General features: G+C 50.4%; 21 protein-coding genes and 1 tRNA gene. 12 read left to right on the top strand and 10 right to left on the bottom strand.

Annotated features, from left to right (window positions below):
- Positions 1–40 precede the first annotated feature (40 nt).
- The 6 genes from infB to H8K38_RS15210 all read right to left on the bottom strand — a co-directional run bounded on the left by infB (position 41) and on the right by H8K38_RS15210 (position 7,934).
- The gene (infB, locus tag H8K38_RS15235) at positions 41–2,887 is read right to left on the bottom strand and encodes a translation initiation factor IF-2 (protein WP_186885704.1); all 2,847 of its coding nucleotides are present in this window, start codon (positions 2,885–2,887) and stop codon (positions 41–43) included.
- 47 nt (positions 2,888–2,934) lie between these two features.
- A complete protein-coding gene (nusA, locus tag H8K38_RS15230; RefSeq protein ID WP_186885703.1) occupies positions 2,935–4,494 on the bottom strand; it encodes a transcription termination factor NusA in 1,560 nt (519 codons plus the stop codon).
- The gene (rimP, locus tag H8K38_RS15225) at positions 4,491–4,976 is read right to left on the bottom strand and encodes a ribosome maturation factor RimP (protein ID WP_186885702.1); all 486 of its coding nucleotides are present in this window, start codon (positions 4,974–4,976) and stop codon (positions 4,491–4,493) included. Before rimP ends, nusA begins: the two co-directional genes overlap by 4 nt.
- A 215-nt stretch (positions 4,977–5,191) precedes the next feature.
- Entirely contained in the window at positions 5,192–6,760 is a 1,569-nt protein-coding gene (locus H8K38_RS15220) for a pseudouridine synthase (RefSeq protein ID WP_370587109.1), read from the bottom strand.
- On the bottom strand, positions 6,750–7,571 hold the full coding sequence (scpB, locus tag H8K38_RS15215) for an SMC-Scp complex subunit ScpB (protein WP_186885700.1): 822 nt from the start codon (positions 7,569–7,571) through the stop codon (positions 6,750–6,752). Before scpB ends, H8K38_RS15220 begins: the two co-directional genes overlap by 11 nt.
- Positions 7,572–7,857: 286 nt before the next feature.
- A tRNA-Met gene (locus tag H8K38_RS15210) sits at positions 7,858–7,934 on the bottom strand.
- Positions 7,935–8,073: 139 nt separating this feature from the next.
- Between H8K38_RS15210 and H8K38_RS15205 the strand changes: the two genes are divergently transcribed.
- The gene (locus H8K38_RS15205) at positions 8,074–8,646 is read left to right on the top strand and encodes an NUDIX hydrolase (RefSeq protein WP_186885699.1); all 573 of its coding nucleotides are present in this window, start codon (positions 8,074–8,076) and stop codon (positions 8,644–8,646) included.
- A 123-nt stretch (positions 8,647–8,769) separates the two neighbouring features.
- On the opposite strand, the gene H8K38_RS15200 is transcribed toward H8K38_RS15205, so the two are convergent.
- Positions 8,770–9,972, bottom strand: a complete 1,203-nt coding sequence (locus H8K38_RS15200) for an ammonium transporter (RefSeq protein WP_186885698.1) — start codon at positions 9,970–9,972, stop codon at positions 8,770–8,772.
- A gap of 189 nt (positions 9,973–10,161) precedes the next feature.
- Between H8K38_RS15200 and aat the strand changes: the two genes are divergently transcribed.
- From aat to H8K38_RS15165, 7 genes are all read left to right on the top strand, one after another.
- Positions 10,162–10,878, top strand: a complete 717-nt coding sequence (gene aat / locus H8K38_RS15195; RefSeq protein ID WP_186885697.1) for a leucyl/phenylalanyl-tRNA--protein transferase — start codon at positions 10,162–10,164, stop codon at positions 10,876–10,878.
- A gap of 17 nt (positions 10,879–10,895) precedes the next feature.
- The gene (locus tag H8K38_RS15190; protein WP_186885696.1) at positions 10,896–11,624 is read left to right on the top strand and encodes an arginyltransferase; all 729 of its coding nucleotides are present in this window, start codon (positions 10,896–10,898) and stop codon (positions 11,622–11,624) included.
- A 140-nt stretch (positions 11,625–11,764) separates the two neighbouring features.
- Positions 11,765–12,814, top strand: coding sequence for a quinone-dependent dihydroorotate dehydrogenase (locus H8K38_RS15185; RefSeq protein ID WP_186885695.1), 1,050 nt, complete (start codon positions 11,765–11,767; stop codon positions 12,812–12,814).
- A 48-nt stretch (positions 12,815–12,862) separates the two neighbouring features.
- Positions 12,863–13,906, top strand: coding sequence for an aldo/keto reductase (locus tag H8K38_RS15180; protein ID WP_186885694.1), 1,044 nt, complete (start codon positions 12,863–12,865; stop codon positions 13,904–13,906).
- A gap of 230 nt (positions 13,907–14,136) precedes the next feature.
- The gene (locus H8K38_RS15175) at positions 14,137–14,922 is read left to right on the top strand and encodes an ABC transporter substrate-binding protein (protein ID WP_186885693.1); all 786 of its coding nucleotides are present in this window, start codon (positions 14,137–14,139) and stop codon (positions 14,920–14,922) included.
- Between the two features lie 63 nt (positions 14,923–14,985).
- Positions 14,986–15,240, top strand: a complete 255-nt coding sequence (locus tag H8K38_RS15170) for a hypothetical protein (RefSeq protein WP_186885692.1) — start codon at positions 14,986–14,988, stop codon at positions 15,238–15,240.
- A 30-nt stretch (positions 15,241–15,270) separates the two neighbouring features.
- Entirely contained in the window at positions 15,271–15,591 is a 321-nt protein-coding gene (locus tag H8K38_RS15165; RefSeq protein ID WP_186885691.1) for a hypothetical protein, read from the top strand.
- 109 nt (positions 15,592–15,700) lie between these two features.
- On the opposite strand, the gene H8K38_RS15160 is transcribed toward H8K38_RS15165, so the two are convergent.
- The 3 genes from H8K38_RS15160 to H8K38_RS15150 all read right to left on the bottom strand — a co-directional run bounded on the left by H8K38_RS15160 (position 15,701) and on the right by H8K38_RS15150 (position 18,761).
- Positions 15,701–16,630: a peptidylprolyl isomerase gene (locus H8K38_RS15160; RefSeq protein ID WP_186885690.1), complete on the bottom strand. Its 930-nt coding sequence runs from the start codon at positions 16,628–16,630 to the stop codon at positions 15,701–15,703.
- 88 nt (positions 16,631–16,718) lie between these two features.
- Positions 16,719–17,660: an aliphatic sulfonate ABC transporter substrate-binding protein gene (locus H8K38_RS15155; RefSeq protein WP_186885689.1), complete on the bottom strand. Its 942-nt coding sequence runs from the start codon at positions 17,658–17,660 to the stop codon at positions 16,719–16,721.
- A 57-nt stretch (positions 17,661–17,717) separates the two neighbouring features.
- The gene (locus tag H8K38_RS15150) at positions 17,718–18,761 is read right to left on the bottom strand and encodes a LacI family DNA-binding transcriptional regulator (RefSeq protein WP_186885688.1); all 1,044 of its coding nucleotides are present in this window, start codon (positions 18,759–18,761) and stop codon (positions 17,718–17,720) included.
- A 284-nt stretch (positions 18,762–19,045) separates the two neighbouring features.
- Between H8K38_RS15150 and H8K38_RS15145 the strand changes: the two genes are divergently transcribed.
- The 4 genes from H8K38_RS15145 (at position 19,046) to H8K38_RS15130 (ending at position 25,673) form a co-directional block, all read left to right on the top strand.
- Positions 19,046–21,298, top strand: a complete 2,253-nt coding sequence (locus H8K38_RS15145) for a TonB-dependent receptor (RefSeq protein ID WP_186885687.1) — start codon at positions 19,046–19,048, stop codon at positions 21,296–21,298.
- Positions 21,299–21,302: 4 nt separating this feature from the next.
- The gene (locus tag H8K38_RS15140; RefSeq protein ID WP_186885686.1) at positions 21,303–22,601 is read left to right on the top strand and encodes an LLM class flavin-dependent oxidoreductase; all 1,299 of its coding nucleotides are present in this window, start codon (positions 21,303–21,305) and stop codon (positions 22,599–22,601) included.
- Positions 22,602–22,868: 267 nt separating this feature from the next.
- Positions 22,869–24,125, top strand: a complete 1,257-nt coding sequence (locus H8K38_RS15135) for an OmpP1/FadL family transporter (RefSeq protein ID WP_186885685.1) — start codon at positions 22,869–22,871, stop codon at positions 24,123–24,125.
- 195 nt (positions 24,126–24,320) lie between these two features.
- Positions 24,321–25,673, top strand: a complete 1,353-nt coding sequence (locus tag H8K38_RS15130; RefSeq protein WP_186885684.1) for a dienelactone hydrolase — start codon at positions 24,321–24,323, stop codon at positions 25,671–25,673.
- Positions 25,674–25,739 lie beyond the last annotated feature (66 nt).

Genomic DNA, 25,739 nt, shown 5'->3' with positions numbered 1-25,739 from the left:
TATAAACTACAACCCCGGCCTTGGCCGGGGTTGGCTTGAATTACAGAGTACGTGCAATTTCCTGTACTTCAAATATTTCTAGGTTATCGCCAACCTGAATGTCGTTATAGCCTTTCAGCGACAAACCACACTCCATACCAGCGCGAACTTCTTTAGCGTCATCTTTGTAACGCTTCAGGGAATCCAGCTCACCAGTCCAGGTCACGACGTTGTTACGCAACAGACGAACTGACGACGTACGCTTGACCACGCCATCAGTGACCAGACAGCCTGCGATAGCGCCGACTTTGCTGACCAGGAATACCTGTTTAACTTCAACCATACCGATGATCTGCTCGCGTTTTTCCGGAGCCAGCATGCCAGACAAGGCCGCTTTCACTTCATCGACAGCATCGTAAATGATGTTGTAGTAGCGAATATCTACACCATTCGACTCGGCCAGCTTACGTGCAGACGCGTCGGCGCGTGTGTTAAAGCCAATAATAACGGCCTTAGAAGCAACCGCCAGATTGACGTCATTTTCAGAGATGCCGCCAACTGCCGCGTGTACAACCTGTACACGCACTTCGCTGGTAGACAATTTCTGCAAAGACTGAACCAGAGCTTCCTGGGAACCTTGTACGTCGGTTTTGACGATGATAGGCAGGTTTTTAACTTCGCCCTCGCCCATGTTTTCAAACATGTTTTCGAGTTTAGCGGCCTGTTGCTTAGCCAGTTTAACATCACGGAATTTACCTTGGCGGAACAAAGCAATTTCACGTGCTTTGCGCTCATCCACCATCACCATGACTTCTTCACCAGCCGCTGGTACCTCTGTCAGCCCCTGAATTTCTACAGGAATCGATGGACCGGCTTCAGTGATATTGACACCATTCTCATCCAACATCGCACGGACACGACCATAAGAAGAGCCTGCCAACACAACATCACCACGTTTCAGAGTACCGGACTGCACCAGAATAGTTGCAACCGTACCGCGACCTTTATCCAGACGTGCTTCAACAACCAAACCTTTGGCTGGCGCATCTTTCGGCGCTTTCAATTCCAACACTTCCGCTTGCAGCAAAACGTTTTCCAGCAGTGAGTCTATGCCCAGACCGGTTTTTGCAGACACCTGGACGAACGGTGAATCGCCACCGTATTCTTCTGGAACGACGCTTTCAGCGATCAGTTCTTGAGTCACGCGATCTGCATTGCCACCCGGTTTATCAATTTTATTGATAGCAACAACGAGTGGCACGCCAGCCGCTTTTGCATGTGCAATCGCTTCTTTTGTTTGCGGCATCACGCCATCATCGGCCGCCACCACCAGAATCACGATATCGGTCGCTTGTGCACCACGTGCACGCATCGCAGTAAATGCTTCATGGCCCGGCGTATCGAGGAAAGTGATCATGCCACGCGGAGTTTCAACGTGGTAGGCACCAATGTGCTGTGTAATACCACCGGCTTCGCCAGACGCCACTTTGGCGCGACGAATATAATCCAGCAACGATGTTTTACCGTGATCGACGTGACCCATTACCGTCACTACCGGCGCGCGCGGGAAGGACTCGTACTCAGCGTGTTCAGCAACATCCGTCAGCAGTGCTTCCGGATCATCGAGTTTTGCAGCAAATGCTTTATGCCCCATTTCCTCAACCAGAATCATTGCGGTTTCCTGATCGAGCACCTGGTTAATCGTGCACATCTGACCTAATTTCATCAAATGTTTAATGACTTCAGATGCCTTCACAGACATCTTGTGCGCTAACTCCGCCACTGTCAGTGTTTCAGGTACAAACACATCTTTCACAATCGCTTCGACAGGTACCTGGAAGTTCGATTCACGCTCTTCATGATGACTGTTACGGCGTCCTTTAGGACCGCCTTTCCAGCCGTCGCGACCACCGGAAGTATCACCGCGGGTTTTCAGACCGCCGCTACGTTTTTTAGAATCTTCCTGCCAGGTTGAAGATACATTCGCGGATTTAATCGCTTTCTTATCACCAACAGCCGGTTTTTTCTCGTCTTTTTTGTCTGCACTTGCCGCAACTGGCTTTTTATCGCCGGCTTTTTTATCGGCAGGCTTATGCAAAGTACCTTCAGCCTTAGGGGCAACTGCAGGCGCAGGCGGTGCGGCCTTCACAGGCCGACGCGCTGCATTCATCATTTCTTTGATCTGCGCAACTTCGTCAGCCACTGCTTTTCTTGCTTTTTCTGTTGCTGCTGCACGATCAGCCGCCTCTTTTGCTTCTAAGGCAGTTTTTTTCTTTGCTTCTTCTGCGTCCAAACGTTTTTTCTCTTCATCTGACTGGGAAGGCTTCACTTCCACAGTTTTTGCTGCTGCAGCTGCCGCCGCCGCTTGTTCTGCCTTCAATTGATCTGCCGCCGCTTTTGCCGCTTCAGCTTCAGCCGCTTCACGCATTGCTTTTGCCTGCGCTTCTTTTTCGGCTTCCAGCTTAGCAAGTCGCTCCTGCTTTTCACGCAGCTCAGCTTCTTGTCGTGCAATCAACTCAGCCTCGCGACGCGCATCTTCCTCGCTGACCGCTGGCTCTTCAGGCTCTGCTACAGTCCGCGCCGCCGCGTCATCCGCGACCACTTCATCGCGTTTGACGAACGTACGCTTCTTACGAACTTCAACCTGAATGGTGCGAGATTTGCCTGTAGCATCCGCCTGCTTAATCTCCGTTGTCTCTTTACGAGTCACAGTGATTTTTTTCTTTTCAATGTCAACCGAAGATCCATGCGAACGACGCAAATGTTCCAGCAATCGGTCTTTATCTTCTTTTGTCAATGAATCTGACGTCGAATTTTTTTCGACACCTGCCCCACGCAATTGCGTGAGCAACAAATCCGCTGACATTTTCAGCTCGGTGGCAAATTGGGCAACGTTGTTACTCGCCATTCAGTCCTCTTTTTCTATGTGCGCGTTATGAATATGAAACCCGTGAATTACTTTGCTTCTACGAGTTTCCAGGCATTGGCTAACAAAGCCTTGGCCTGATCATCATATTTAGCGTCGATGAGTTTCATCTCATCATCGGTCACATCTTCAAATGCTTCTTTAATTAAATGGCGTGAACGGTCGGCAGACAATGCCAAAATCGCGCCAAATTCGTCGTATGCCAAACCAGCAAAAGCTGCCAGTGTCTTGATGCCAGCCAGTCCCAGCTTGCCAGCGGTCACACGTGTCATGCCTTCGAGGTTGATCAGTTCATCATCCATGCCTTCCAGGCCTTCTTCAGAAGCGATCGCTTCCGTCAAAAGCGCATCACGTGCACGGTTACGCAATTCAGTAACCGTATCTTCGTCAAATGCTTCAATTTCCAGCATTTCAGTGATAGGCACATAAGCGATCTCTTCCAGACTGGAGAATCCTTCTTCCACCAGAATTTCAGCAACTTCCTGATCAACATCCAGTTTTTCCATGAACAAAGCACGGATACCGGCAGTTTCCTGCTCTGCTTTGTTGGCAGATTCTTCTGCTGTCATGATATTAATTTGCCAGCCAGTCAATTCAGCTGCGAGACGTACATTCTGACCGCTACGGCCTATGGCAATCGCAAGATTTTCTTCGTCAACCACCACATCCATACCATGCTTATCTTCGTCTACCATGATGGACGACACATTCGCCGGCGCCAATGCACCAATGACAAATTGAGCTGGATCTTCGGACCACAACACGATATCAACGCGCTCGCCGCCGAGCTCACCAGTCACAGCCTGCACGCGAGAACCACGCATACCAACGCAGGTACCAATAGGATCAATACGTTTATCGGCAGTATAAACAGCGATTTTCGCGCGAACACCTGGGTCGCGAGCTGCAGACTTGATTACCAGAGAACCCTGTTCAATTTCGGGCACTTCCAGCTCAAACAATTTCATGATGAATTCGGGTGCTGTACGGGATAAGATCACCTGTGGTCCGCGAGCATTGCGATCAATACGCAAAATATATGCACGGACACGATCACCAACACGCAGATTTTCCTTAGGAATCATCTGATCGCGTGGCAGGCGAGCCTCAATTTTACCAGACTCAACCACCGCGTCACCACGCTCCATACGTTTAATCGTACCGGTAACAAGAGAATCGCCGCGTTCAAGGAAGTCCGCCAGAATTTGTTCACGCTCAGCATCACGGATGCGCTGCAATACCACTTGCTTAGTATCTTGTGCAAAACGGCGCCCGAAATCAACGGATTCGATTTCTTCTTCGATATAGTCACCAATCTGAATTTCAGCGTCATCTTCGACCGCTTCGAAATGCAGAATTTCCTGATCTGGCAGCTGCAAGCCAGCCTCATCAGGAACCACATGCCAGCGGCGGAACGAGCGAAACTCACCAGTGTCGCGATCAATTTCAACGCGAATATCTACTTCACCTGGAAAACGCTTTTTTGTCGCTTGCGCCAAAGCATGCTCGAGCGCGCCGAAAACAACTTCTTCATCGACATTTTTTTCGCGTGCCAGCACATCAACCAATAACAACAAATCACGACTCATGCTTTGCGACTCCTAAAATCCACTTGTGGCACCAGGTGTGCCTTATCCACATCGGCGAGCGAAAACTCCAGCAGAGCCGACCCATCTTTTACTTCAAATTCCAGCTTCAGATTATCACCTTCAGGCTCATGTAATATGCCTTCGAAAGTTTTACGGTTTGGCGTACCGGGCAAAGGCATACGTAATTTTACTGTCGCTTTTTCACCCGCAAAACGCACATAATCCGCAAGTTTCTTCAGCGGCCTGTCGAGGCCTGGCGAAGACACTTCCAGACGATTGTAATTAACATTTTCAACCGTCAACACATGCGACAATTGATGACTGACTTTCTCACAATCTTCGACTGTGATATTGCCCTTCTCAATGTCGTCCGGTAAAAAATCGATGTACACTCTGAACAAGCCACGTTCAGCCTGCTCAAAATCCACCAGATCATATCCAGTGCCGTTGACAGTCTTCTCTATTAAATCCAACAAAACCAAACTATTCTCCGAAAGTCACAAACCTGTACACATACGAAAACTCAGGCATATCAAACGATAAGACCAAAAAAAAATGGGCAACTGCCCATCTTTTTTCGTAGAACCCGAGTCAAACAACATATCAGGCATAATCTACTAACTGCCAGATTATAAACGATTATTTACCCCGTCGCAATGGAAAACAGGGTAAAACCACGACAACTCGTACCACAAAATCAAGCACCACGCGAACGTCTGCGTGCCGCAATCCCTTGCCCTATCGCCTGTCCACTTCCTCTGGCTGTCGGCCCGCGTCGCTGCTGACCAGCATCAGGAAATCCCAGCGCTGTTTGCAGTGGATCAGGTTGTCTGCTGCGTTTATTAGCACCTCCGGCACCATTTCCGTAGTTGCCAGCACCGCCAGACTTATTGCCATTTGCGTTGCCGCCACGCCCTGCACTATATTCACCGCGCCCACCAGACATAGGGAAAGACGGTTGTTTTTGCGTAAAAGGTGTTACACCAAACGGCACTTTATTGCCATAGGTTTTACCACTTTTTACCGCAGGCTTATCAGAAGCCGTTTTTTCGAGCCCGCTTAATTTCAGCAGACTACGCACCGCATCCTCACCTAACTCTTCCCAACGGCCACGCTTCAGATTAGCAGGCAATGTCATCGCACCATAACGAGTACGAATCAGACGCGAAACAGTCAGGCCAACCGCCTCAAACATGCGGCGCACCTCACGATTACGCCCCTCACCAATAATCACCCGATACCACTTATTCACACCTTCGCCACCACCATCAGTGATTTTGGAGAATTGCGCCAAGCCATCTTCCAGCTCAACACCTGCCAGCAAACGCTGACGCATGCCCTCTTCCAACTCACCCAGGGTACGCACGGCGTATTCGCGCTCGATGCCATAACGAGGATGCATCAGACGGTTCGCCAGATCACCAGAGGTTGTAAATAACAACAACCCTTCCGTGTTGTAATCCAGGCGACCGACCGCCAACCACTTACCAACCTTCATCGTCGGCAGACTTTCAAATACCGAATTGCGCCCCTCCGGGTCATTCGTACTGACAATTTCACCGGCAGGCTTATGGTAAATCAGGACGCGCGGCGGCTTTTTACTCACTTTGCGCATAATCGGCTTACCATTGATACGCACCTGATCTGTTGGCAAAATTCGCTGACCAATATGCGCGGGCTCGCCATTAACTGAAACACGCCCGGCAACAATCAGATCCTCCATATCGCGACGCGAACCAAGACCCGCCTCCGCCAACACCTTGTGCAACTTCGGCGCATCATCATCAGCAGTCAAGTCGCGACGCACAGGCTTAGCGTTGCGCCCCCTGCCCTTCGATTTATCATCCTCAGTGACATCCGCATCAAACGCCTCAGAAGTGACAAATGAAAATACATCATCCGGAGTCGCGGCATCACGACGACCACCTTTCGCCTGCTGTGGACGACGCCCATTACCGCGCACACCTGCACCAGCTTCACGAGGAGGACGTTCAGCGCGCGAAGACGACTGCCCACCATCAGGACGATCGGCGCGCGGCTTGCGCTGACGATTCTGGTTTGGCGTACGAGCCGGACGTTCACCAGCATCAGGCGTAGCAGCGCCAAACTCAGCACCTCCAGATCCAGTCGCATCGACCGGCGCAGCAACATCAGACTTGGCACGCGTTCTGCGCATATTGCGAGGACCGCGCACGCCGCGCTTCACTTGCTTCCCATTATCAGCATCGCTTTGCGTCTGATCGGCTTTCACATCTTCAGGATTCATTGGATTCATTCTTTAATTCTATTTGAGGCTGCTGAAGCTGATCAGCACCCGGTTCCATATCTGGCACCGACTCTTCGGCAGCCTGATCACTTAATTTTCCAACAGCAGAAAGCTCAACATCAACGACGTCGCCGCCAACTTCCCACTCAGACGCAATCTCATCAGAAGAGGACTGCATCAAACTTAGACTCTCTTGCACACCTGCGCTCAACTGCTCCGCAAGACCACTCAATACAGGCTCAGCCACGGATAACTCAACAGAGTCCTCCGACGCATCCTTGGTAATTTGCTGCAAAGGTGGCAACTGATCCAGCGAGGCCAGACCAAGATCACTTAAAAACTGCTTGGTCGTTGCGAACAATGCTGGTCGCCCCGGAACGTCGCGATGACCAATCACCTCAATCCAACAACGATCTTCCAGTGCCTTGATCATTTGCGACGCAACAGTCACACCGCGAATTTCCTCGATATCCCCCCTCGTCACAGGTTGGCGATAAGCGATAATGGCCAGGGTTTCCATCGTTGCTCTTGAGTATTTGGGCGGTTTCTCAGGATTCAGCCGATCGATATAGGCGCGCATTTCAGGACGACTCTGAAAACGCCAGCCATTCGACAGACCGACCAGCTCTATGCCTTTATCCGACCAATCGAGACGCAAATCTTCCAGCATCGACTTGATGGTATCAACACCAACCACATCACCTTGATCGTCAGTTTCCTGAAACAGCTTCTTCATAGAATTCACCGTCAGCGGCTCAAGCGCGCATAACAAGGCTGTTTCGAGGACTCGCTTTGCCTCAGCAGTATTCATGCAAATATAATTACACGGGTTTAATAGATGTCATACAGTAGGACGAAGCATGAACTAACCAGCTTCAACCCACACCTTTATGCATTTAATTTTGTCGCAACCCATTCAGGTGTCGACGCCCATCAAGCGGGCCAGATCAGGGTGTATTTTCAGGACGCAAATCTGCACGTCCAACCCATCAAATTAGTAGATGCTAGATTGTAGTCCAGATTCAGGAAGACAATCAAAAATAAATCATCGTTCAAAGTAAAAAAAGCCACGTAATAACGCGGCTTTTTTGTAATTCTGGTTGCGGGGGCAGGATTTGAACCTACGACCTTCGGGTTATGAGCCCGACGAGCTGCCAGACTGCTCCACCCCGCGTCTGAAGAGATAGACTATACACGTTTTTGCTGCTTTGCGCAAATCTTTCGCCATGCGATTTCAATTACCGGCCAAAGCACGCCAAACGCACGATGAATTGATACACTGCTGAGATTGCTTAATTTTTTCGCCATTCACCATGAAATTCTGTTCCGACTGCGCGGCCCCCGTCGAGCTGAAGATACCCGCTGACGATACCCGTGAACGTTTCGTCTGCACGTCTTGCGGCGCTATTCACTATCAAAACCCCAAGATGGTCGTTGGCTCAATTCCGGTATGGGAAGAGAACGGTGAATTAAAAATTCTGCTGTGCAAACGGGCGATTGCGCCGCGCTATGGCTACTGGACCTTACCGGCCGGATTCATGGAAAACAATGAAACCACTGCTCAGGCCGCACAAAGAGAAACCGAGGAAGAGGCCGGTGCCAATATCCAGTTGCATGACTTATTTTCTATTCTGAATGTGCCACACGTGCATCAAGTGCACCTGTTTTATCGTGCCACTTTACTCGATCTGAATTATGCGGCTGGAGTTGAAAGTCTAGCCGTGCAACTGTTTTCCGAAAAAGAAATTCCCTGGGATGATATTGCCTTCCCCACCATCAGTTACACCCTGAAATTTTTCTTTGAAAACTATCGCCGTACGCAGAAGGGCGAATGTTATCGACTCTACGCTCATGACATCTTTAAACCTATGCAGCAAGAAGGCTGAACAATAAACCGGGATAAAAATGAAACGGAATAAAAAAGGGTGGAATTTCCACCCTTTTTTATTGACTGCACACCATGATGCTTATCGACGTTCAGCAGTTTTCTGAATGAGTTTTAACCGAAATCACCAACTGGATTCGCGCTCTGCCGTCGATGAAATTTTATGGATCGACAAATCGGCACCTTCAAATTCCTGCTCAGGATCCAGACGTATGCCCATAGTTTTTTTCAGCAAACCGTAAATCGCATAACCACCGGAAAACGCAATCACAATGCCGAGCACGGTACCAAAGACTTGCGACAATAAACTGACGCCGCCCAGCCCACCCAGCATTTTCTGACCAAAAATTCCGGCAGCAATTCCGCCCCACGCGCCGCACAAGCCATGCAAAGGCCAGACGCCGAGCACATCATCCACCTTCCACTTATTTTGCGTCCAGGTAAACATCCAGACAAAAATCGCACCGGCCACACCGCCAGTGATCAACGCCCCCAAAGGATGCATCAGATCAGAGCCTGCGCAAACTGCGACCAGCCCAGCCAGTGGGCCGTTATACACAAAGCCGGGATCATTTTTCCCCATCAGCAAAGCGACCAGCGTACCGCCCACCATCGCCATCAGGGAATTAATCGCCACCAGGCCATTCATCTTATCCAGCGTCTGTGCGCTCATGACGTTGAAGCCGAACCAGCCCACCGTTAATATCCACGCGCCCAGCGCCAGAAACGGAATACTGGAAGGCGGATGCGCGGCAATCGCACCATTTTTCATATACCGGCCACGACGCGCGCCAAGCAGCAACACAGCAGGCAACGCGACCCATCCGCCAAAAGCATGCACCACCACAGAACCGGCAAAATCATGGAACTCTTCAGAAAAAGCCGCTTTCAGCCAGTCTTGGATGCCAAAGCGATGATTCCAGGCAATGCCTTCAAACAGAGGATATAAAACACCAACCAGTACCGCAGTCGCAATCAATTGCGGATAAAACTTGGCGCGTTCAGCGATACCACCGGAAATAATCGCCGGTATCGCCGCCGCAAAGGTCAGTAAAAAGAAAAATTTCACCAACTCAAAACCATTTTTTGCCACCAGCACTTCGGCGCCAGAATAAAACTGGATACCATAAGCAATGCTGTAACCGACAAAGAAATAAGCAATCGTCGATACCGCAAAATCGACAATAATCTTCACCAGCGCATTGACCTGGTTTTTTTTACGCACGGTACCTAACTCCAGAAACGCAAATCCCGCATGCATTGCTAGAATCATGATTGCACCAAGCAAAATAAACAAAGCATTGGCGCCATCTATTTGTACGTTCATGCTGATACCTCCCCTTAAGTGTGCACTTCTTAATTAGTTTCACACAGATAAAGCAATAAATATTCCAATTTGGTGCAAACACATTAAGTTATTGAATTTTATGGATAATATCAATTTAACACGCACCATGCACAGGCATTTTGCACTCATAAAAAGCGCTGATTTAGTGCAACACCAGAAAGGATCACAATGATTCCCTGGTTAGAAGCGGAATCGCCCTTTCCAGATGCTGCAACGGCACTCACTGATCGCGATGGTGCTGCGGGTCTGCTCGCGGCAGGTGCCGATCTGTCGCCGCAACGCCTTTTATTGGCATACAAACAAGGTATTTTCCCGTGGTTTTCTGAAGGCCAGCCCATATTATGGTGGTCCACCGACCCGCGCATGGTGCTGCAAACGTCTGACTTCAGGATTTCAGACAGTCTGAAAAAGAGCTTAAAAAAAATCCGTACCGATACCCGCTGGGAAATTCGTTTTGACTCAGCCTTTGAACAAGTCATGCGCGCCTGTGCGGCACCGCGCAAAGATGGCAACGGCACCTGGATTTCCGAAGACATCGTGGCGGGCTACTGCGGCCTGCATCAGCTAGGCTATGCACATTCATCCGAAGTCTGGCTCGATGGCGAGCTAGTCGGCGGTGCTTACGGCGTTTGCATCGGTCGCATGTTTTATGGTGAATCGATGTTTGCGCGGGTATCGAATGCCTCCAAAATTGCGCTGAGTCATCTGGTATTTTTCTTACGTGAACACGGGGTGAAAATGATAGACTGCCAGCAAGAGACAGCGCACCTGGCTTCACTGGGCGCGAAACCTATCGCCCGTGCCGACTTTATCCGATGGATAGCACAGGCAACCACACAACCGATGATCGAGGAATGGCAACCGCTGAGGGCGCTATATCAATGACAGCAAAGTAAATCACCGTGACGCAACTCAACGAACTTCCTTTTGCCAGCATACAGTTTTATGCAACCGCGCCCTACCCTTGCAGCTATCTGGAAGGACTGGAGGCGCGTTCGCAAGTAGCAACGCCGGCGCATCTGATCAATGCAGACACGTATTCAGAACTGGTCAGAAAAGGTTTCCGGCGTAGCGGTATTTTTATTTACCGGCCGTATTGCGATACCTGCAATGCCTGTACCCCAGTCAGAGTGCGGGTCGATGAGTTCAACGAAAACCGCAGCCAGCGCCGGGCGTGGAAAAAACACGCCAACCTGGTACCGCGCGTCACGACACTCGCGTATTCGCACGAGCACTATGAACTGTATCAGCGCTACCAGAATCAGCGTCATGCTGGCGGCGGCATGGATACGGACAGCCGTGAACAGTACGCGCAGTTTTTGTTGCAAAGCCGGGTCAATACACGACTGGTTGAATTCCGCGATGAACACCATGTACTGAAAATGGTCAGCATCATCGATGTACTGAGCGACGGCTTGTCATCTGTCTACACGTTTTTTGAGCCGGATGAAGCAGCCGCCTCGTATGGCACCTACAACGTCTTGTGGCAAATACGGCAGAGCAAAGAATTAAAACTGCCCTATGTTTACCTTGGCTACTGGATTGCCGCCAGCGCCAAGATGGCTTACAAAACCAATTTCAGGCCGCTTGACGCGCTGATGCATGGACAATGGCAAACGCTGGCGGCGTAATCAGTCTGAGAATCATCTGAAAACACATCAAAATGCGGAAAAACAGCTCAAATATACTCCCCCCAGTATTTTTTAAAGCCCACTATTTACGCTGACAATTCGGCTTTTTTCTTATATACCCCCCATTTTTTATAAATATCATGGCAAATAACTTACTTTACTCGCTGGCACGTCCGCTACTGTTCGCAATGGAACCGGAAGCCGCCCACCACTTTGCCTTGCCTGCACTGCGCGGACTCTGCCATCTCGGTCTTGGCGGCTTAATCAGCAAACCCGCCGCCGATGTGCGTACTGTCATGGGGGTGCATTTCCCGAATCCTGTCGGGCTGGCGGCGGGGTTGGATAAAGACGGAGCCTACATCGACGGCCTCGCCGCGCTCGGTTTTGGCTCGATAGAAATCGGCACCGTCACGCCGCGTGCGCAACCGGGTAACCCGCAGCCACGCATGTTCCGCCTGCCAAAAGCAGAAGCGATCATCAACCGTATGGGATTCAACAACGGCGGCGTTGATGCATTCGTCAACAATGTGCAGTCATCGCGCTTTTATCAGGAAAAGCAAGGCGTGCTCGGCCTGAACATCGGCAAAAACGCCGACACGCCGATAGAACGTGCCGCCGAAGATTATCTGCACTGCCTGCAAAAAGTGTATCCGTACGCGAGTTATGTGACGGTGAATATTTCTTCACCAAACACCAAAAATCTACGCCAGTTGCAAGGTGCCGGTGAGTTAGATAGTCTGCTGTCGCAACTCAAGGATGCGCAGCAACGCCTGGCCGATCTGCACAAACGCTATGTGCCGGTGGCGCTGAAAATTGCACCGGATATCGATGCCGAGCAAATCAAAACCATCGCCGATGCGCTGTTGCGTCACAAGATGGATGGCGTCATCGCCACCAATACCACGATCACCCGCGATGCGGTGCAAGGTCTGCCCCATGCAGAAGAAGCTGGCGGTTTATCTGGCAAACCCGTGTTTGAATTATCGAATCGCGTAATCCGCGCACTGAAAGCAGAACTCGGTGAAGAATTGCCCATCATCGGCGTCGGCGGCATTTTCTCCGGCGAGGATGCAGTGACAAAAATACAGGCAGGCGCGTCACTTGTACAACTGTATTCCGGCCTGATTTATCAAGGCCCGTCGCTGATCAGGGAATGCGCCGCAGCGTTGCACAACGTACGCTCGTATTAATTTAAAAATGCAGGAACAATGTTTGATGAATGATCGTTGAGAGAAAAAATGCAAACAACACACCTCGGCAACAGTGATTTAAAAGTATCCAAAATCTGCCTCGGCACCATGACATTCGGTGAACAAAACACCGAAGCCGAGGCGCACAGCCAGCTCGATTACGCCATCGGACGTGGCATCAATTTTATCGATACCGCAGAAATGTATCCGGTCATGCCGCGCGCCGAAACGCAAGGAAAAACTGAACAATACATCGGCAGCTGGCTCAAAAAATCCGGCAAACGCCGCGATATTATTCTCGCCACCAAAGTCGCGGGGCCTGCCCGTGGCATGCCTTGGATACGTAACGGCCACAATGATCTGAATGCAGCCAATATCCGCGCCGCAGTTGATGCCAGCCTCAAGCGACTGCAGACCGATTACATCGATTTATATCAATTGCACTGGCCGAGTCGTAACGCGCCTATCTTCGGACAAAAACAATTTGACCCGGCGCTGGAACGCCCGCATACCGCGATTGCAGAGACACTGAGCGTATTGGATGAACTGGTCAAAGCAGGAAAAATCCGCGCCATCGGCGTCTCGAATGAAACCTCCTGGGGTGTCAGCGAATTTATCCATCAGGCAGAAAAACAAAATGCCCCACGCATCGCTTCGATACAGAATGCTTATCACCTGATGAACCGCGCCTATGAACAGGGGCTGGATGAAACCTGCTTCCGCGAAAATATCGGCCTGCTCGCCTACAGCCCGCTGGCATTCGGTCAACTGACTGGCAAATATGCCGATGACCTGAATGCGCATGGTCGGCTAACCTTGTTCCCGCCCAGCTGGAGCCCGCGTTACACCCGTCCGTTGGTATTAGAAACGGCAAAACGCTACGCCGATCTGGCACGCGCGAATGGCCTGACGCCAACCCAGCTCGCGCTCGCCTGGTGTTATTCACGTTGGTTCGTCGCCAGCACCATTATCGGTGCGACCAGCCTGAAACAACTCAAAGAAAATATTGATGCTTACGAAGTCGAACTCAGCGATGAGCTGATTGCCGCGATAGAAAAAATCCACGCGGAGAGCCATAATCCGGCGCAGTGATACTACACACATCAATGCAAACGCTCTTGCGGGCAGACGTACTGACGCCGATACGCCTGCCCGTTCCGTTCCATCAATAAAATCGATCAAGCTTTTTTTTGAGGTAGGATGTTTCAAAAGTTATATTAAAAACCGTCGACAAATGCTGTCTGTCTCTGTGGTTTGATAGATGCCTGCGCATTTTTTTGTCAGACCAAACCAGATCCTTAGCCACTGAGGAGCGCCGTCAGATGCATCAGAAAACTGATACCAATGCAAAATGGACGCACCGGCTTCTGGCGATTTTTTTTATTTCCTTGCTCGCTGTTTCCGCAATCCGCACAGCAAAGGCCGAGACGCTGGTTCTGGCCGCGGCAGATAGCAGGCCAACGGCCTACATGGAAAATGGCAAACCTGCGGGGCTATTGGTTGATATCGTGACCGAGGCGTTCCGCCGTGCTGGCTATCCAATCAGAATAGAATTAAAGCCGTGGGCGCGTTGCCTTTCAGAAGCGCGCGATGGCACCGTTGATGGCGTATTTTCTTCATTCAAATCCCCCGAGCGGGAAGCATTTCTAAGTTTCACCGCCATACCCGTCATGACCCAGGTTGAAGCGCTGTTCGTTCGCACAAATTCCACGATCCAGTTTGACGGCGACTTATCAAAATTAGCACCGGTAAAAATCGGCGTCATTCAGAGCACCAGTTACGGCGAAAAAATTGATGGCATGATCAATACAGGTGCGTGGAATAAGGTCAGCAAAACGATCAGCATAGATTCCTTAGTCAAGATGCTGGCAGCAGAACGCTTTGACCTGGCACCGAGTTATCGGGATGTATTTCTGAGCGCCGCCAAAAAAGCGGGCGTAGCGGACAAAGTCAGAGAACTGAGTCCCAGTGTTGAATCTGTCCCTAGCTATCTGGCATTCAATAAGAAAAAGGATTATTCCAGGATCATCGTCGCCTTCAACAAAGCTATGGAAGAAATGAAAAAGGATAAAACTCTGGATGCGATGAATGATCAATATATGAAATAGTCAGGACTTTTTGCACTTGTTTTATTGATACTACTGATATAAGCTGACTTAGCTGCATTTCAAATGAAAATTCCCACCATGGAAAAATCAATGCCAATCGAACTTCGCAAATGGTTTCAACTAACAATCGGCATTCTTAGTCTGTCGATGTCTGGAATATGCTGGTTCGTGATACGTTCGTATATTCCCCCTTCGGCTGGCGGCGCGCAAATGGCTTTAAGTATTTTATTGATGGGCGCAAGCTCAGGTTTTTTTCTCATCTTGGGTAAATTGATGCCTCTGTTGATCGTTAAATTTTTCCCGGGAATTGAGAACTAAGTTTGTTCAACTAACGTAAGGAGTATCAACGTGCTGCGATTGCAATCTACCCTGAGCAAGTCCCTGATTTGTCTGTTCGCACTCACAGGCATTATTCTGATGTTTGTGCAAAGTGCAGTACCTGGTGTGCCGTACTGGAAAGTCCTGTTATACGCCTTCGGACTTGTCTGCGCGCTGTCTATCTGCTTATTGTCTGTGATACTTGTACGTGCCAGTTTCAATCAATGGAGCCTCAGACATCGTGCAATCGATACTGGGTGGCTGTGGTTCAATGCCAACCCGCCAGGTCTGGATGCACTCAGAAAACCGGCGGGTGCGGTGACAGAAAATAAGACAGAAAAAATTCAGTAATGCCAGAGTGAATTTTTCCTCTCAATAAAAAAAGCACATTGAATGTGCTTTTTTTATTTGTGGATACTGACTGAAACAGTTCAACAGCAAGAAAAACTTCAGTACTTTTTCAGTTTTTTTGCTGCCTTACCGGTAAAGGCACATTGCATAAATCTATATATCCGGCAGGGACTTTATACCATTCACCGCCGCGATTTCTCTGCGCTGCGACAATCGCTTTAAACGTCGCAGATTCAGTACGAATGATTTCCAGTTTGCTGCGTTCTGCTTCCGGCACATCAGCAGCCACTTTCATCGCGACGATCGGTGTGCGCTGTTCCGGCTTTTCATAAAAGCCCAGAGTACCTGTGCCGCGTGGCAGCGTGGTCAGCAATTCCATGCCCTGCATGACGCGCCCGACTACCGTGATATTTCTGTCTAACTGACGTGGCGCATGACCGGTCACCACATACAAAGATGTGCCGCTGCCGCTATTCGATTCATTCCCGCGTGCGACACCAACGCTGGCATAACAATGTGCCAGCCACGCTTTGCCCGTCTTAGGATCTCTGCCTGCGGCAAAGCCATTCACATGTCCCACCTGCGGCGCATAACCATCTGCATCCGGCAAGCGGGTGAATGGCAATCGTGAGGAATAAGGTACTGTAAATTCCGGCTCCAGATTTTTTTTCGCGGTCTTCAGTTCGCGCTTTTCATCCGGGTCCGCCCATTGCACGACATAATTTTCCTGTGAACGCACAATGGCTAAACCATCGAAATAGCCTTCGCGTATCAGCGTCTTGATATTCGCCGCATGTTGCGGAGCGAAATCCGGTGCCAGCTCGATCACGACACGGCCTTTTTCCAATTCCAGATACAAGGTGTTTTCCGGATTCAGCGCACGCCAGTCTGCAGGCGATGACGCCTTGATCAACTCGGGCATGGTCTTTGCCGATTTCAACACGGCATCTTTAGCCAGCGCCGGAAACGCAAAGCTCAGCGTGGCAAGCGTGGTTCCGATAAAAATGCAGGAGGCAACAACAGTACGACGTGAAGACATAGACAGGCTCCGGAAGAAATTAAAAAAACGACTAAACCCGCCTGATGTTAATACAAAAAATATAAAAGAAATACAAAAACACGCCTGATTATTTGGGATTCCACAGCCACACCTGCTGGCGGATATTGACAGGTTTGGGGACGAGCTTATTTTGATAAAACAGATCAGCGATTTCCTGCTGACGCGCAACAATATCTGCACTGACAGGCACAACCCCATAGCGACTGCGCGCCTGCCAGGTTTCGATAACGGCGGGCGGCAACCCTAATTGCGACGCGATGATACCAGCCAATAATTGTGGATTCGCTCGCGCCCACGCACCGGTCTGCGCCAACTGGTTCAGAATGATATTCAGCGCGGCTGGCGATTTTTCCGCAAGGCGACGGGAGGCTTCATAAAAACTATTCGCCGGCAACAAGCCTTGATGGTCAGCCAGCACCCGGACTGGCAAACTATGCTGAACCGCTGCCAGATAAGGGTCCCAGATGACCCACGCATCGATACTGCCACTCACAAACGCCGCTCTCGCATCTGCCGGTGCAAGATAGACGGGCTGAATATCCTGCATGCTCAGACCCGCTTTGCGCAGTGCCGCTAACACCAGCAAATTTGAACTGGAGCCTTTTTGAAAGGCGACTTTTTTTCCTCTTAGCTGAGCCACCGTTTTTAATGGAGAATCCTTAGCGACCACTATCGCTTCCGCAGATGGCGATTCGGGTTCAGCACCGACATAGAGCAAATCGACCCCGGCCGCTTGTGCAAAAATCGGCGGTGGGGCGCCAGTCAGACCAAAATCCACATTCCCCGCGTGTAAAGCCTCCAGCAATTGCGGCCCGGCTGGAAACTCTATCCATTTCACCTTGAGCTGCTGTGCACTCAGTGATTTTTCCAATGTTCCCTGCGCTTTCAACACAGACAGCAAACCGCTGCCCTTCTGAAAGCCGATGCCTATCACTTTATCGTCCGCGACAGCAGTAACGGTGAGGAGCAGGCTGTATAAAAACAGACTCAGCTTCACTAATTTTTTCATGATGTCTCTTTCTCATTTGTGACACTTGCTTGTGCCACTCAGTTGTAAGCCTATCGCTCAGGCGCTTTCGCGTTCCACTAATTCACAAGCCAGCAAATTCAATCTTTGTAAACGCCCGGATAAAGGAAGTTCGCCCAGACTTTCCAGAATTCTGAGGGCGGCAATCTCACCAATTTCTTTCGCCGGTGGCCGTATCGTCGTCAGACTCGGCAGCAACATGGAGGACATGGCATAGTCACCAAAACCAACGATCGCACATTGTTCCGGCATGCGTATACCAGCGCGTTGCCCGGCAAGAATCGCTGACGCCGCCAGATTGTCGTTAGCAAAAATAATCGCTTCTGCCGCCCCGCGCTGACGTAAAGCCAGCGCTTCCATTGCCTGTTTTCCTGCCTCAAATGGTGTGGCGGCAGTTGGTATAAACATCCATGGCTTCAAGCCCTGTTCACGCATCACTTCAGCGTATCCATCGCGCCGGTCGATTGCACTTTCATCGCTCGCCACGCTGTTTTGTACGAACGCAATCCGGCGATATCCTTTGCCCAGCAAATAACGGGCAGCCTGACGCCCTACTTCTGTATGCGAAAAACCGACTTGTATATGTTTGCGCCGCGGTGCGTAATCCCAGGTTTCAACTACGGGGATATTGGCTGATGCCAGTAATTGCCCGGTTGCCTTGCTGTGATACTGACTGGTGACCGCCAGCGCCGCTGGCGACCATCCCAGAAAAGTACGTACTGCGCTTTCTTCCTGTGCTTCAGAAAAATAGCTCGATGCCAGCAACAGCTGATAGCCATGCGCAGTCAGCACATCACTGAAACTCTGTATGGTATTGGCAAAAATCGGGCCGGAAATATTCGGTATCACCATGCCGATAATCCGCCCGTGGGTCGAAGCCAGACCTCCCGCCACCAGATTCGGCACGTAGTTCAAAGCGCTGACTGCACTGCGGATGCGCTCTCGCAATGCCTCCGATACCGTGTCGGGTTGCTTGAAATAGCGTGACACGGTAATTGAGCCGACGCCAGCAGCTTTAGCGACATCGTGTATGGTCGCGCGGCCTGAGCCACGTCGTTTTCGGGTTCCGTTTTCCTGCGTCATTTCTGCATATTCTCAAAAGACATTTAGATGCTTGTTTTAATTCTTTGACTTGGATATCGCCATCAAAGAAACTAAAAATGGTATCGGTACCATGCAAATTCTAACAGCACCGATGGCAGCAGCGAAGTCGCATTTCCTTCGTTGCTTATTACCGATTCAACTAAGAGGCCGTTGCACAGTAAGACTGCTGTTATCACACACGAAAAGGATGAGCACGCAGACCATCAACGCAGCAGCGCTTTGCAGAATGGCATTTACCAAGATTGAGGGATTAAAGGACTACCATGAAGATCAATACAAAAAACAAATTATTGCAGCGTCGCCGTGCTCAGCAACTAGGCAGCTTGCTGAGCGTTGCCGCAATTTCCATCAGTACCGCTGCTGCTGAAAATGCGGCACCTCCGGCAAGTGACGATCAGGCGGGTCTGCCATCAGTCACAGTGACAGCCACACGCAGGGAAGCGAGTTTACGTTCGGTGCCTGTCGCTGTATCGGTACTCAACGGCGACCTGCTTGAACAAGCGAATCGCAACAGCATCGACAGTATTGCTGCAGAATTACCGAGTGTGAATTTCCGTCAGCAAGGCGGCAATAAAGACAGCACTATCTTCGTCCGTGGGATAGGCACTATTTCCACATCACCCGGCGTCGAACCGACTGTTTCCACCGTCGTGGATGGTGTCGTCTTTGCTCGCCCTGGGCAGGCAACGCTGGACTTACTCGACATCGACCGCATCGAAATATTGCGTGGACCGCAGGGCACCTTGTTTGGCAAAAATGCGTCGTCGGGTGTGCTCAATGTCGTCAGCCGAAAACCTGGAAAAGACACTGCCGGTTTCATTGACGCCTCGTATTTTGAAGGTAATGAAAGGCGCTTACGGGCAGGTGTTTCCGGCACGCTGGTACCGGAAACAGTACGCGCCTCGCTGACTGCGCTGGACACGAAATATGACGGTAATGTCGATAACGTCACCAGCGGTAATAAGGTGAATGGATTCGACCGTCAGGGCTTACGTGCGAAAGTACTGGTAACGCCGAACAGCGACCTTGATATCACGCTGGTTGCCGACTATCTGCGTTCAAACAGTTCACCGACATTTGTCGCTTACAAATCCACCAGCGCACCATTTTCACAAGCGATTGCACCGGTGATCGCAAGCACTGAAAATCGCCAGATCCGCACCGATATTCCAAGTGATATCAGCGATTTCAACAAAGGGATTTCCGCGCAGATTGACTGGCGCAACCAGGGTTATACACTCACCTCCATCACAGCAGCACGCCAGTGGGATAATGAACAACACACGACCACATCGGCCATAGGCAATAGCGCGGATCTCAGTCGTATCAGCGCTGCTTTTCCGGCGACCCGTGATATCGGCACGCTGCACTATCGCCAGTTTTCACAGGAATTACGGCTGGCCTCACCTAAAGACAGCGTCGTCGATTACGTTCTCGGTGCTTATTATCTGCATGGCAAAGATGAGGAAACTTATCAACGCATCGTCACGACGTCAGCAACGTCGATCAATTCCGGCTTTGCACCGTATAGTGTTACGAGTGATAGCTATTCCCTGTTCGGCGAAGGCAACTACCTGATCAGCGATGGATTGAAAGCGATAGCCGGCGCGCGCTGGACACGTGACGAACTTTCTTACAACCATGCCCGCATATCAACGCAGACAACCGCATTTTCCGGCGTACAACCGGCCACCAACAATACCGGATCAACGTCCGAAAGTGCATGGTCCGGGCGCGCAGGCTTGCAATATGATCTGAGCAAAGACATCAGCACGTATGCAACCGTGTCGCGTGGCTACAAAGGCCCTGCTTACAATGTATTCTTCAACATGCTCAATCGCGACACGCTCGCGCTGAAACCGGAAACATCTGACTCCTATGAAATCGGCATCAAGGCCATCGGTTTCGATAAAAAGCTGAGTGTGAATCTGGCCGCATTCCAGACCAACTATAAAAACTATCAGGCGAATTTTTATGACACCGTCGCCGGTGCAGTTGTCACCCGTCTGATCAATGCGGGCGAAGTATCGACGCGTGGTGTGGAAATTGACGTTGAAGCGCGCCCTGTTTCCCGTCTAAATCTGAGCACATCACTGGCCTATATCGACGCCAGAATTGATCAGTTCAACTGCCCTGCGGCAGCCGCGGCCTCCTGCACGCTGAATGGTCAGCCCTTACCGTTCTCACCTAAATGGAAAAGCTTCAGCCGTGCCAGCTATGGCATTCCACTGGCCAATGGATTGCATCTGGAGCTGTCTGCCGACTACGCCTGGCAAAGCAAAGTGCAGTATGACTTATTCCAGTCGGTTAACACGATACAGGGTAGCGTCGGTTTGATTAATGCGAGCATCGCCTTATCCTCTTCCGACAATGGCTGGCGAATTGCATTGATAGGAAAAAATCTGGGCGATAAGAGTTACGCGACGAATCTGGTCAACAGCAGCGGCTACGTCACCCGTGCAGCCCCCCGCGACGATCAACGCTATTTCGGCATCACGGCCAGAAAGGATTTCTGAGATCATGACAAAACGCGAACTGAAACTCGGCGCTTTTTTACTTCATAACGGACATCATGTTGCCGCCTGGCGGCATCCGCAGGCCGATACCGGCGCAGACCCGCTCAGACTGTACCAGCATCTGGCAAAAACTGCGGAACGTGCTTGCTTTGACGCCGTCTTTTTCGCCGACAGCGTTGCGCTGACCAGCGGCGTCGGCGGACTGGAGCCATTGACCTTGCTCTCTGCGATTGCCGCCGTTACCGATCGCATAGGACTGATAGGCACCGCCACTACAACATACAATGAGCCCTATCATGTTGCGCGCAAATTCGCTTCACTGGACAGAATTTCCAGAGGTCGCGCTGGCTGGAATCTGGTGACCTCGGATAATGCAGCCGAAGCAGCTAATTTTGGCCGCACAGAACATGTAGGGCATGCAGAGCGCTATGAACGGGCAAAGGAATTTCATCAGGTAGTACAAGGTTTATGGGATAGCTGGGAAGATGATGCGATTCTGAACGATAAGCAAAATGCTATCCAGTTTGATCCGCAAAAACTACATACCTTGCAGCATCACGGCAAACACTTTTCTGTCGCAGGGCCGCTCAATGTCAGCCGCAGTCCGCAGGGAAAGCCGATTACCGTGCAAGCGGGCGGCTCGGAAACCGGAAAGAATCTGGCCGCTGAAACTGCCGACGTGGTTTTCACTGCGCATCCCACACTCGCCTCTGCGCAAGCCTTTTATCAGGATCTGAAAGCACGAGTGGAAAAAGCCGGACGTCATCGTGATGACTTGAAAATCATGCCAGGTCTGTTTCCTGTCGTTGCAAAAACACAGGAAGAAGCACAACGGAAATTTCAGCTGCTGCAAGATCTGGTCACGCCGAAAGATGGCATCACCCTGCTGGGAAGAATGATAGGTAATTTCGACCTGACACCTTATCCTGTCGATGAACCATTGCCGGAATTACCGCTCACAGATAATGGTCAGCAAAGCCGCCAGAAATTACTGACACAGCTCGCTCAGGGTGAAAATCTGACGATACGTGAACTGTATTTGCGCATCGCTGGCGGGCGCGGTCACTTCACACTGATAGGCACACCGGAACACATCGCTGACCAGATACAGCTCTGGTTTGAAAATGATGCAGCAGATGGATTCAACATCATGTCGCCATATCTGCCCGGCGGCCTGGAAGATTTCACAGAGTTGGTTGTTCCCGAATTGCAAAGACGCGGCTTATTCCGTACCAGTTATGCCGGAACCACTTTACGCGAACACCTTGGTCTGGCGTTTCCGAAAAACCGGTATACGAAATAACTGAGTTCAACACATCTTGTATTTTTTATGCGACAAAAATTCCAGATATTTTTGTCGCATTTTTTCTTCTGAAAATTGCGCTGCTCAGTTTTACCTGTGACGAAGTCGTCGTAGAAATCAACTGACGCTTAATCATATATACAAATTTAAAAATAATCGTTCCTCGCTTTTCCTTTCGAAGATTAAATCTCATTTGAACATCAAACCGCATGCAACCAGGAGCGCGGTCAGACTGAAATCTGTCGGCTCCACATTAACGAGATTTTTATGAAACACGCAAAATTACAATTCAACGTATTGGCATTGAGCCTGCTGACGGCGTCCACGGCCTTCGCTACCGATGGCTATTTTTCTCATGGCTACGGTATCAAAACACAAGCCACTGGCGGTGTGGGCATCGCGTTACCACAAGATAGCCTGGCAGCGGCGAGCAATCCTGCAGGCATTGCCTGGACAGGAAACCGTATTGATGGCGGGCTCAGCTGGTTTAGCCCCAGCCGCAGCACTGAAATCACCGGAAACGGTGTTCCCAGCGTTAATGGCAGCTACGAAGGGAATGATAAAAAGAATTTCTGGCTACCTGAATTGGGCTACACCAGACAGTTGAATCAGGATGTCAGTGTTGGTATTGCGGCTTACGGCAATGGCGGCATGAATACCGATTATGGTAAAAATCCTTACGCCGGATTTGGCAGTAAAGGCAGCGCTGGCGTTAATCTGGAACAGCTGTTCATTTCGCCGTCGCTGGCTTACAAAGTCAATGATCAGCATGCGTTTGGTGCTGCCATCAATTTTGCTTATCAACGTTTTTCAGCGAAGGGAGTCAGTGTTTTTTCATCTGCCTCCATCGACAGTAAAAACCTGACCGACAATGGCAATGACAGCTCAACCGGCTGGGGACTGCGCCTGGGCTGGACAGGACAGATCACTCCTGCGCTGACACTGGGCGCGACATGGGCATCGAAAGTCAAAACCGGTAATTTTGAAAAATACCGTGGTCTGTTCGCACAAGGCGGTGGTTTTGACATTCCGGAAAATTACGGTATTGGCCTGGCATACAAAGTACATCCGCAATTAACGCTGGCAGCCGATCTGCAACAGATCAAGTATGGCGACATCAGCTCTATCGCCAATCCTCTGGCAAATTTATTTGCTGGAAATCCACTCGGTTCTGAAAAAGGCGCAGGCTTTGGCTGGCGCGACATCACTGTCGTCAAAGTGGGAGCAGTCTATGATTACAGCAAGGATCTGACCCTGCGTGCGGGCTACAATCATGGCGGCCAGCCTGTACCTGCCAGCGAAACTTTTTTCAATATTCTCGCACCGGGAGTAGTGCAGGATCATCTGACGCTGGGCGCTACATACAAAGTGGCGAATGGCGGCGAGTTGAGTTTTTCATATACACATGGTTTCAAAAAGACCGTCAATGGCAGTAATTCCATCCCCGCATCTTTTGGTGCTGGCAATGCCAATGTCTCGCTCAGCGAAAATATAGTCGGCGTCGCTTACGGCTGGAAATTCTGAGCACATCTGAGGTTGCGGTCTGAGATCACAACTTCTGCGCATGCTGCCTTCCTGAATAGCTGTTCACAAGGATGGCAGCATGCATTGTCATTACCGACGATTTACCGCATCACGCATGACTTAACCTCAACATCTTTTTACTCCGCCTGAGTCAGGGCATTTCGAGTAAAAACATTTTTGCTTACTGCCAGAAATATGACATTCAAAAAACACATCTGCATTGCCCTGTCTGGGATTACCGCAGCGGTTTGCCTTGCCCAGATCAATCCAGCTTTTGCAATCGATAACCGGATTGATCAGATACGCCCAGACGCACCGGAACTGGCTGCGTATGGCCGCTATCCTGTCGGCGTCACAACACTACAGGTCAGCAATCCGGGGCAACTGGATATTCTGAATGCGAAACCAGGTGAGGCTATCCCTCGCTATAACCGGCCGCTGACACTGGAAATCTGGTATCCAGCCGTCGCTGCTGACCACTCGCCATCGGCGACAACATTCCGCACGTTTTTACGCGATGGAAAAACAGAGGTGACGTTGACAGGGAAAGCAGTACGGGATGCCGCTGCCGAAAAAAATGCAGGTGTATTTCCATTGGTGATCGTCTCTCATGGTTATCCGGGGAACCGCTTTCTGCTCAGTCACCTGACAGAAAATCTGGCCAGCAAAGGTTATGTCGTAGTGGCGATCGACCATACCGACAGCACGTTTCATGAGTTTAAAAATTTTTCCAGTACTTTATTAAATCGTTCTCTCGATCAGCTATTCGTATTAAATCAGATGGCACTGTTAAACGAACAGGACAAAACCGGGAAATTAACAGGAATCATTGATGCAGCTAACACTGCGCTGATTGGCTATTCCATGGGTGGTTACGGTGTGCTCAACAGTTTAGGTGCAGGCGTCAGCGCGAAAAGCGTGAGTGCACCAACCGTGCCGAATGGCGCGCTACAGAGTCGCGCCGCAAATGATCCACGTTATCTGGCATCCATCGACAAACGAATTAAAGCGGCAGTCGCATTTGCCCCCTGGGGCTGGAATGCAGGCTTATGGGATACGCAGTCCCTGGCCGCCATCAAAACGCCACTCTTTTATATTGCCGGCAGTGCCGATGATGTCTCTGGCTATTCGCCCGGTGTGCGTAATCTGTTTGAATCCAGCATCAATACAGGGCGCTATCTGCTAACGTTTGAAAATGCCAATCACAGCGCAGGCGCACCAATTCCTGCCCCAAAGGAATCATGGCAGGCAGTGCCGACACTGAAACGTATTCCGGCTGAAAGTTATATCGACGCAGTGTGGGATAACACCCGGATGAATAATATTTCCCAACATTTTGTCACGGCATTTCTGGGGAAATATCTGAAACATGACGACAGCATGGATGCTTTTCTCGCACTAACGGAAAACGCCAGAGACGGGAAATGGAGCACCGACGAAAGTGGCAACAAAAAGCCCGAGCATACGTATTGGAAAGGCTTCCCGGCTCGCACTGCGGTTGGATTGAAACTGGAATACCTGCCAGCGGCAACATCGCAGAAACAATAAATAAAAGCCGTATCCCTGAACGACACAAGGATACGGCTTTTTTATAGCGACCATGCCTATCGACTG

It is taken from the genome of Undibacterium sp. FT79W (assembly GCF_014284215.1).
GTDB classification, from domain to species: Bacteria; Pseudomonadota; Gammaproteobacteria; order Burkholderiales; family Burkholderiaceae_D; genus Undibacterium; species Undibacterium aquatile.
The sequence above is the reverse complement of the archived record's forward strand: the minus strand, read 5'-3'. Positions and strand labels throughout refer to the sequence as shown.